Origin of the sequence: uncultured Campylobacter sp. (assembly GCF_938045205.1) — a bacterium.
In the GTDB taxonomy this organism is placed as follows: Bacteria; Campylobacterota; Campylobacteria; order Campylobacterales; family Campylobacteraceae; genus Campylobacter_B.
Map to the genome: position 1 here is coordinate 1 of NZ_CALIMY010000019.1, position 8,770 is coordinate 8,770.

An 8,770-nucleotide genomic window follows, 5' to 3' on the forward strand; every position below is an offset into this window, starting at 1 on the left:
TGCATTAGGAGAATGAAATGCCAAACGAAGGAAAGAAACCAAATACCATCGGAGACATAGTCGTAAACAAAATACTCGGCGTCAACGCGAAAGTGGAGACCACCAAAGCTTTGGAGTGCGGAGCCGTACTATTTAGCATTAATGGCGGCGAAAGCTTCGCTGCGGTAACAAGCGACAACCAAACCGCTACTATCGCAAATGCCGCTGCGGTATTCGGCGTGCTCTGCGATGGCGTAGAAGCTACCGGGAATGCCGACGTGCTGGTACTCGGCGAAGTTAAGCTTGCGGATGTAGCCGCAGAGCTAAAAACCGCGCTATTTAAGCAAAAAATAGTAGTGAGATAAGGAGAGAAGACAATGGACGAACTTTTAAAATACTTCACAGTTGATGCGATGACCGAGATCGTCAATCAGGTCAAAGCGGACCAAAGCTTTATTATGGACACATTTTTTAAAACATGGACGCCGACGCTTTCAAATTCGCACAATATCATCATCGAAAAAGGTGCGGGCGTAATCCTTGAGAGCGTCAGCGAAAACGGCGAGCATTTGGTGACGAAAAACCCGGATCAAACGATAGTATCCGTGCCGCTTCCTCGCTTTCCGCAATACGATACGCTTCCGGCAAGCGAGATGAATTTGCTGAAAACGCTCAATACCCAAAAAGAGCAATTGAAGTCCCTTTCGGCGGCTATCGGTAAAAAGCTTGCGAAGCAAAAAAGCAACGTTACCAATACGCTTGAGTATATGGCGGCAGGAGCCATATTCGGCAAGGTAATGGACGGCAAAGGTAACGTGCTTCTTTCTTTGACCGCAAACCGCAAAAAGATCACGATCGGAAGCACTACGAAGCTAATGACGCTGCTCAACGACATAGAGGCCGCTCAAGTCGACGTATTGGGGGCCGCGAAGCCGTATATAGCATTGGTAACCAGAGAGCTTTATGCGGAACTGCTTGCCCTTGTAGAAAAAGAGGAGCTTCTCAAGTCAAATTCGGCAAAAATTACCGATAAAAACAACGTATTGACACTTGAGCTTTTCGGCAAAACCTTTATGCCTTACGATGCGACCTATGACAATACCAAGGGCAAGCCTACGCGTTATATGAGCGGCAAAAAAGGGGTAGTCGTACCGCTTGACGACAATATGTTCGAAGTGATTTATACGAGGGCTAATCATACCGCGGCTATCGGCAAGGCTCCGACCAAATTCTTTGCGGCGGCTCCGGAGGTGCTCGACAAAGGTTCAGGCTGGGGCATCGTGAGCGAGAGCAGGCCGATTCCAGTTTGTAATAGGCTTGATGCGATCGTTGAGCTTGAATTTGCATAAAAATCAATTTAAAAGGGCTCTAAGCCCTTTTAAATTAAAAACGACCGAACACACGTAAAAAATGTTTTAAACGTTTTAACATGCTTTTAATGCGCGTTAAAAGGCTTAAAAGATTTAAGGATAAAGCCCAATGATAACAAACGATGATCTACTTGAAGAAGTTTCGCACAAAGAGCTGCTGGAGCTTAGCGATTTTGAGGGAAGCGGCAGCATAAATCAAAGCATCATAGACGATAGCCTAAACGATGCGCTAGCATTCATCGCATCGTTTATAAGGATCCCGGCCAATCCCACCAAGCTTCTAAAAGATATCTGCGTCGATCTCACGATAATCGAGTTAAAAAAGCGCAACAACTTTCCGAAAGACACTCTAGCCGAGCAGATCGAAAAGATCGAGGGGCTGCTTTTGAAAATGGCTGCGGGTAAAATTCCGACCGATGAGAAGAAAGATGATACGCCGAGGCTTGCTTCAAGGGCATTCAGACACTACGAAAAACGAATGGATCTAAAGGACCTAAATGGCTGAGAAACCAAATATCAAAGATTTAGCACGAGAGTTATATCTGAAGGGCTTTAGCGTTGAGCGAATAGCTGAAATTTTAAATAAAAACGTAAAGACGATTAAGAACTACAAAGCCGGCAGTAATTGGGATGAGCTCAAAACCGCGAGCTATCTGAACCGCGGCGGCGAAGAGAAACAAAATATCTATCAAAATTTCATCGAAGAGATGCGCCTGGCGGTCAAAGATATCAGAGAGAGCGAACTGCCCGCGGGCAAAAAGGCCGAGGCGCTTTCAAAAATAGGCGACAGTTTCGTCAAGATGACCAAAGTAGCAAGCTACGAAAATCCGGCGGCATACCGCCTAAGCATCGCTAAAAAGGTCATTATGCTAGTAGTAGATAAATTTAAAGACGACGAGAACAAAGAGTGTATCAAAAAACTCGTCGAGCTCATCGAGAGCGAGAAATTTGTCAAAGCCATCGAAGAGCTTGACGTTTAGGATGATGTATGCTTTTTTCAAGAGATGAGCTAGATAGCTTTTTGGAAGACAGCAGAGAAGCGCACAAACAAGCCGGCGCCGTAGAACCCGAGCTTAGCAAGCTGACGCGCAAAGACTTCTACGACTGGCTGGAGGAGCTTAGCGGCGAGCTAAAAGAGCAGATTCATCTAAATAGCCCACTATCCCCCAAAGATAGAGCCGCTAGACTAAAGCGCGCCGAGCACGATTTTCTATATTTCGCAAAAACCTATTTTCCGCACTATTTTAGCATCGATAGCTCTTGTGCGCTTCACGAGGATCTAGCACAAATTTTTGAAGCTATGACGCAAAACGCAAGCGGCGACAAATATGTTCGAGCCGCGCCGCGCGGGCATGCAAAAACCACGTATTGCTCGCAGCTCTTTCCGCTTTGGTGCATTTGCTTTGCCAAAAAGCGCTTTATAGTCGAAATTTCAGATGCCGTGGAATTAGTGGAGGGCTGCCTTGAAGCGATCAAGGCAGAGCTTGAGGACAATGCCAATCTAAAAATGGATTTCCCGCATGTCTGCGGCGCAAGCAAGAATTGGAAGATAGGCGAGTTTATATCCAAAAACGGTGTGAAGCTTAAAGCATTCGGCTCCGGAAAGAGGCTACGCGGCGTGAAATTCGGCGTGTACCGCCCCGACCTAGTCGTCCTTGATGATTTGGAAAACGACACCAACGTGCGCAGCAAAGATCAGCGCGATAAGCTCGAGGAGTGGCTCGATGAGGCGGTGCTAAATTTAGGCAGCGTAGACGGAAGCTTAGATGTACTTTACATCGGTACCATCTTGCATGCAGATAGCGTGCTGGCGCGAAAGTTAAAGCTTAAATTCTGGAACGCCAAAAAATATCAGTCCGTGATAAATTTCCCAAGGCGAATGGATCTATGGGAGCAATGGAGCGAGCTGTATCGCAATATCTCAAAGGACTCCAGCGACGAGTTTTATATGCGGCATAAAAAACAAATGGATGAGGGCTCACTGGTGCTCTGGCCCGATGCGCTACCGATTTTAAAGCTTATGCAAAAGCGCGCTGAGAACCTAAAATCATTCAACAAAGAGCAGCAAAACGATCCGCGAAACGAAGCTCAAATATTCACAAAAGAGGCTATGCATTTTTATCGCGAGCTTCCGAGATGCGATTATTTCGTTATGTATATTGATCCTGCGGGCGAAAAGAAAAAGAGCGACTATACGGCTATTACGGTGCTGGGCGTCAGCAAGATAGAAGCTAAAATTTACGTAGCCGAAAGCATTGTAGAGGTCATGAAGAGCAAGAAAACGATCAAAGAGATCCTTCGCCTAAACGGGATATATCGTCCAAGAATGTGCGCGATCGAAAGCAACGGCGGGCAGGAGTTTTTTAGGCAATGGATCAGAGAGAAGGCCTTTGAGGTGGGTGCGAAGCTGCCGCTAAAGGGAGTGAATAATACGGCCGCTAAGGGGCAGAGGATAGAGGAACTCGAGGTGCCGATCGATGACGGAGAGATAGTATTCCATCAAAGCCAAAGCTTGCTTATAGAGCAGCTTTGCGAATACCCGGAAGGCAAGCACGACGACGCACCCGACTCTTTGGCGGGAGCATACGAGCTTACAAAACTCAAAAGAAAGATAAAAAGGCGCAGTAGATGATATTTGAGAAACTTTTTAAGAATAAAACCGAGCAACCGCAGCGTAAAAAAACGGCAGTTGTGGCCCAAAACAGCACGCTGATCGATCTGATAATCAACACCGGCGTTTCCAGCATAAGCGATAGCGATATGGATATGATCCTAACAGATCTTACGGTTACGCAGTGCGACGTCAGTCGTAAATCCGTCACCGAGAAAAAAGAGATCCAAATCATTTGCGATGATGAGGAGATTGCCAAAAATTTCAAAACCATTTTTAACCCGGATATCGTTAGCCAAATTTTAGAGACCTATCTTTACGGGCTCAATGTTTTTGAGGTCAACTACAAAGAAAAGGACGGATTAATTTACCCGCGTCTCGTGCAGAGGGATTTTCGGCAGTTTAAATTTAACGATGCGGGTGAGTTTGTATTCGTAGCCAGCGGAAGCGAACAAGAGATCCCGCCGTTTAAAGTCGTTTATGCTCTAAATCGCGCAAATTTTAGAAAAACTTACGGTGATGGGCTTATTAAAAAGCTCTATTTCCCCGTTAAGATGAAAAATGCGAGCTTAAAATTTTGGTTTAGGTTTTTGGAGCGTTTCGGCTCGCCCTGGGCGGTTGCAAAAACAAGCTTCGATCCGGACGAGCTGGCAAACGAAGTACAGGCTATGCTTAGCGGCGACAGCGCAGTCATCGATACCGAGGAAGAATTGACGCTTATTCAGCCAAGTACGAATGTAGATTTTACGAGGCTTCCGACGTACCTAGACAATCAAATCAGCAAGGCGATTTTAGGGGCAAATTTGACGAGCGACATCAAAGAGGGTAGCTACGCCGCGGCAAAAACGCACAACGAAATCAGAGAGGATCTTGCCGCAAACGACGGCAAAATTTTAGAGTTCGTGATGAATAAGACGATCGACTTTTTTAAGGAGATCAATAACTATAAAGGCGAAATCGAAGCGAAAATTTACGACGAGGACGCCCCGAATGCGGAGCGCGCAAGCAGAGATAAGACGCTATTTGATATGGGCTTTGTGCCGACCGCAAAATACATCAGCAAAATTTATAATATAGAGCTGGACGAAAAGGCTATTAAAGAGCGTTTAAGCAGTGATTTAAAGGTGAATAAACGGGTTTTAAAGAACGCAAATAAGCCGATAGATCGCTTCGAAAAGGCTACTAGCGAATTAAAAATCGATGACGGCGAGATAGAGGCTGCATTAAACGAATTGATCGCGCAAAGCGAAACCTACGAGCAGGCGTTTGATAGGCTTTATGAGCTTTACGATCTGCCTTTTGATGAGCTTGAAAAATATATGTTTCGAGCTATTGCAAACGCAGAAATGATCGGATATGCGGATGAATAGCGGCTTTAGCTTTCAAAAAGAGCCTACGGCGGTATATGAGTATCTGCAAGGCAAAAACGCTGAGATCCATTTTGATTATGATGAGATCATGCACGATGCGCATAAAAAAACGTTTATGATCGCAAAGATGACCGATTTAGATCTTCTAAAAGATATGCAAAACTCGCTCGCTCAAGCTTTTAAAAATGGAATCTCGTTTGAGGAGTGGAAGCAAAGCGTAAAGCCTATACTAGCCAAAAAGGGCTGGCTCGGTAGGATCAAGGTCAAAGATCCTAAAAGCGGCGAGGAAAAAGAAATTTATGTGGGCAACCGCAGACTAAAAACTATCTACGATACTAATATGAGGACCGCATACGCAAAAGCCCGCTATGAAAGCCAAATGAAAAGCTCGGGGGAGTATTTTCGCTACACGGCGGTTCTTGATAGCAAAACAAGGCCTACGCACCGAAAGCTGCACGGTACCACGCTTCCAAAAAATGATAAATTTTGGGATACGAACTACCCGCCAAACGGCTGGAATTGTCGCTGCAAAGTGCAAGTCCTTACGGAAGCCGAAGTACGAGCGCGCGGCATTACGCCGCTTGCAGACGGCTCGTTTTTGCCAAGCGTAGCGCAGGATGATTTTGCTTACAACCCAGGCAAAATGGATCATTTGGATGAAATTTTTATCGAAAAGAAACAAGAGGCGCTAGGCGCCGTTACTGCGGAGACTGCGCGACAAAAGTTAAAAGAGCGTTTAGCGGGCTTTGGACACGAAAGAGATCTGCATGTATGGAGAAGCGGGCTTGAGGATGCGATAGATGAGATCATCGTAAAAGACAATCCAAAAACGCCGATCAATATGGTGCAGGTGGGCTTTTTGAATGCTTTTTTAGCAAAGAAAGCAAGCGAAATTTTAGGCGCAGATGTGCAAAGCGGCGGCATAATCATCACAAAAAAGCATCTGTCCCACGCAGCCCCGAAGCGTAAAGAGGGCTACGATCATGCCCTTAGGATAGAGGAAATGCGCGAGATAGTTTCGGTGCTGGATAACGAAAACAACGCTTATACGGATCTACGCAAAAAGCACAAAAATATTCTGTTTATTTTTGAGGACAAAAAAGACGGCTCAAAGATAAATTTAATCCCCATCGAAATAAGTAAAATAATTAAGAAATTCAAGCAAAGCAACTACGTAATAACGCTTGATAAAAATGATAAAAAAACGATTGAGGATCTAATTGAAAAGGGTGAAATCAAAAAGATAAAGTAGCTCGGCGGGAGTCGAACCCGCGATAACCGCTATGCCAACGCATAACGTCCGTCTACGCACACTGACGCCATCGAGGCTACTTTTACGGGTATTATAATAAATTTTAAAGGCAAAGTCAAATGATAGAGATTACGGGCTTAGAGGCGGTGCAAAGGAAGTTAAAGGGATTGTCCGAATTGGGGCACAATACCGAGCCTTTGATGCACACGATCGGCAATATCATCGCAAATTCTATCGAGGATAGCTTCGAGGATGAAAAAAGTCCGTTCGGGCAAAAATGGGCTGCACTTAAACCGAGTACCGTCGCGCAAAAGAAGCGAAAAGGCAAGTCCGATAAAATTCTACGTCGTGACGGATATTTGGCGGATAAATGGGTAGTGGACGCAACTAGCAAAAGAGTGATCGTATCAAACAACTCAAAGCACAAAGGTTTTGCTTATGGGCTGGTGCATCAATTCGGCACCCATAAAGCGGGGCGCAGCAAAAACATTTTTATACCGGCTCGCCCGTTTTTGCCCGTCAGTAAGGGCGGCAAGCTTCAAAGCGATATACAAAAAATCATCAAAACGCAGATGATAAATTTCATCAAAAAAATTTAACGGAGAGTACGAAACAAGGAGTTAGGCCTATTTTAAGGGAATATAATCAAGCTCACAAATTTGTATAAAAGGCTCTATCAGATCCACTTTCAATCCGAGCTTACCAAAATTTTCTGCAAAAAATTCGCTTTCAAGTATCTCGTCGGTATTTAAATTTGAACTATCTGTAGTGATGGTGTATCCTTTTGCGGCTACCTCGGTATCCGTTAAAACCTGAACTTGGCATCTGCATTTTAACCCGTTCGGCGGATAAAATCTATCCCAAAATGGATCCATTTTAGGTAAAATAATGTTATGGATACTTGCATGCGCTTGATTTGTTAAATTATCTATAACGGCTACGTATCGAAAATATTTTCCGAGACTTTTCATTTGGCTATCATAGCGTCTTTTCGCATAATATAATCTATTGGCGAAATTAAATAATATTTCTAGTCCGTCTTGAAAAATAAGTTTTTGTTTGGATTTCCCATTCTTTTGCATTATTTTTATATCTTTTACGAAACCAAGAAACGAAAGTAGAGCAATCTCCTTCTTTATCCACTCGTCAAAACCGATATCATCATCTATTGCATACATAAAGGATTGAGCAAGAGTGCTCGCTTTTCTCTGTTTCGCATCAAATTTACTTTTTAATTTATTTTCCTCGTATTTGTCCACGGGCAATCCTTAAATTTTTCCCGTAGATTATATACTGTTTGAAGTTCGGCGTCAAATTTCGCGTATTGCTGCTTCTCTTATTATGCTACAGACACCATTGTAGCTTAGCCCATATTTAGCGGCGATCTCTCGGATTATTACGGCGCTTTGCTTTCCTGCGGCCACTCCCTCTTCATACTCCTTGATGATGTCGCGATTACGGAATGTGCTTTTATAGCTTGGAACGTAAATATTGGCTCCGCCGTATTCTTTGAGCACGTCGGCCATACTTTCGCTCTCTTTGACGCAATTATAAAATTCAACGAATAGATCGAAATTATTTATTATCAAAGTACGCTCCTTGCATCTTTCGCAGAGCGATAATCACGTCCGTGGCTTCCTGGCGGCTGAGATACCATAGGCAAAATACCAGCCTACCGGTTATTCTCTCGATAAAAAGTCGCAACGCAAGCCCCGTTTTCACTCTTGCGATCCTATTCCAAATACCCACGATAGTATCAAGCTGTTTTTGCGTAGCCTTTAGGGGGTCTTTCTTAGCGATTTCCCTTGGCACTCCGCCCGTTTGCGCGGTGGTATCTTTAGCGCCGTTTCGCCTGAATTTGGGCTCAAATTTGCTTTTATAACCGACTACTTCCAAAACCTTTCTGAGCTCATCGATATTGAGATCTTTCAGGCTATCTTTGCCGAATTCGGCCCGTAGATACACTTTGCGGCACTCATCATCCACGAAATAGTTATGCTTGAGCGTGTGGATCATTTTGATGTAGTATTTTTTTAGCTCGTCTTTCTTATTTATCTTCATCGAAAAGCCCCCTATTAGCCTTAGTTGTAATAGTTGTATCGGTTGTAGCCGGTGGCCTGCAACTATATATTACGCTCTTGCCAGCCTTGCGGCTATACCACAATTTGCCGTCAAATTTATCCAAGCA

The 8,770-nt window shown here is 44.3% G+C and carries 11 protein-coding genes; 8 read left to right on the plus strand and 3 right to left on the minus strand.

The window, feature by feature from the left end:
• The first annotated feature begins 17 nt into the window (after positions 1-17).
• The 8 genes from Q0198_RS00780 to Q0198_RS00815 all read left to right on the plus strand — a co-directional run bounded on the left by Q0198_RS00780 (position 18) and on the right by Q0198_RS00815 (position 7,181).
• Positions 18-344 (plus strand): hypothetical protein, encoded by a 327-nt coding sequence (locus Q0198_RS00780; protein WP_297893903.1) that lies wholly within the window; start codon positions 18-20, stop codon positions 342-344.
• 12 nt (positions 345-356) lie between these two features.
• Entirely contained in the window at positions 357-1,328 is a 972-nt protein-coding gene (locus tag Q0198_RS00785; RefSeq protein ID WP_297893905.1) for a major capsid protein, read from the plus strand.
• Between the two features lie 130 nt (positions 1,329-1,458).
• On the plus strand, positions 1,459-1,854 hold the full coding sequence (locus Q0198_RS00790) for a phage protein Gp36 family protein (protein WP_297893908.1): 396 nt from the start codon (positions 1,459-1,461) through the stop codon (positions 1,852-1,854).
• The gene (locus Q0198_RS00795; RefSeq protein WP_297893911.1) at positions 1,847-2,329 is read left to right on the plus strand and encodes a DUF1804 family protein; all 483 of its coding nucleotides are present in this window, start codon (positions 1,847-1,849) and stop codon (positions 2,327-2,329) included. The genes Q0198_RS00790 and Q0198_RS00795 overlap by 8 nt, the downstream gene beginning before the upstream one ends.
• A gap of 8 nt (positions 2,330-2,337) precedes the next feature.
• Positions 2,338-3,981 carry a phage terminase large subunit gene (gene terL, locus Q0198_RS00800; protein ID WP_297893913.1) on the plus strand — a complete coding sequence of 548 codons (1,644 nt, stop codon included), beginning with the start codon at positions 2,338-2,340 and terminating at the stop codon, positions 3,979-3,981.
• Positions 3,978-5,330, plus strand: a complete 1,353-nt coding sequence (locus tag Q0198_RS00805) for a DUF935 family protein (protein WP_297893914.1) — start codon at positions 3,978-3,980, stop codon at positions 5,328-5,330. The genes terL and Q0198_RS00805 overlap by 4 nt, the downstream gene beginning before the upstream one ends.
• Complete coding sequence (locus Q0198_RS00810; protein ID WP_297893916.1) at positions 5,323-6,582, plus strand: phage minor head protein; 1,260 nt, start codon at positions 5,323-5,325, stop codon at positions 6,580-6,582. Before Q0198_RS00805 ends, Q0198_RS00810 begins: the two co-directional genes overlap by 8 nt.
• Before the next feature lie 119 nt (positions 6,583-6,701).
• Positions 6,702-7,181 (plus strand): phage virion morphogenesis protein, encoded by a 480-nt coding sequence (locus Q0198_RS00815; RefSeq protein ID WP_297893918.1) that lies wholly within the window; start codon positions 6,702-6,704, stop codon positions 7,179-7,181.
• A 27-nt stretch (positions 7,182-7,208) separates the two neighbouring features.
• Here the strand turns inward: Q0198_RS00815 and Q0198_RS00820 are convergent, their stop codons facing one another.
• The 3 genes from Q0198_RS00820 to Q0198_RS00830 are packed head-to-tail and all read right to left on the minus strand — an operon-like array spanning position 7,209 to position 8,643.
• Positions 7,209-7,841 (minus strand): phage minor head protein, encoded by a 633-nt coding sequence (locus Q0198_RS00820; protein ID WP_297893921.1) that lies wholly within the window; start codon positions 7,839-7,841, stop codon positions 7,209-7,211.
• Positions 7,842-7,892: 51 nt separating this feature from the next.
• The gene (locus Q0198_RS00825; RefSeq protein WP_297893923.1) at positions 7,893-8,171 is read right to left on the minus strand and encodes a Mor transcription activator family protein; all 279 of its coding nucleotides are present in this window, start codon (positions 8,169-8,171) and stop codon (positions 7,893-7,895) included.
• A complete protein-coding gene (locus tag Q0198_RS00830) occupies positions 8,158-8,643 on the minus strand; it encodes a phage protein GemA/Gp16 family protein (protein WP_297893925.1) in 486 nt (161 codons plus the stop codon). Before Q0198_RS00830 ends, Q0198_RS00825 begins: the two co-directional genes overlap by 14 nt.
• Positions 8,644-8,770 lie beyond the last annotated feature (127 nt).

Bases quoted from the DNA above. Each gene is read 5' to 3' on its own strand.
- Q0198_RS00780 (WP_297893903.1), top strand. From the start codon at position 18: ATGCCAAACGAAGGAAAGAAACCAAATACCATCGGAGACATAGTCGTA.
- Q0198_RS00785 (WP_297893905.1), top strand. From the start codon at position 357: ATGGACGAACTTTTAAAATACTTCACAGTTGATGCGATGACCGAGATC.
- Q0198_RS00790 (WP_297893908.1), top strand. From the start codon at position 1,459: ATGATAACAAACGATGATCTACTTGAAGAAGTTTCGCACAAAGAGCTG.
- Q0198_RS00795 (WP_297893911.1), top strand. From the start codon at position 1,847: ATGGCTGAGAAACCAAATATCAAAGATTTAGCACGAGAGTTATATCTG.
- terL (WP_297893913.1), top strand. From the start codon at position 2,338: ATGCTTTTTTCAAGAGATGAGCTAGATAGCTTTTTGGAAGACAGCAGA.
- Q0198_RS00805 (WP_297893914.1), top strand. From the start codon at position 3,978: ATGATATTTGAGAAACTTTTTAAGAATAAAACCGAGCAACCGCAGCGT.
- Q0198_RS00810 (WP_297893916.1), top strand. From the start codon at position 5,323: ATGAATAGCGGCTTTAGCTTTCAAAAAGAGCCTACGGCGGTATATGAG.
- Q0198_RS00815 (WP_297893918.1), top strand. From the start codon at position 6,702: ATGATAGAGATTACGGGCTTAGAGGCGGTGCAAAGGAAGTTAAAGGGA.
- Q0198_RS00830 (WP_297893925.1), bottom strand. From the start codon at position 8,643: ATGAAGATAAATAAGAAAGACGAGCTAAAAAAATACTACATCAAAATG.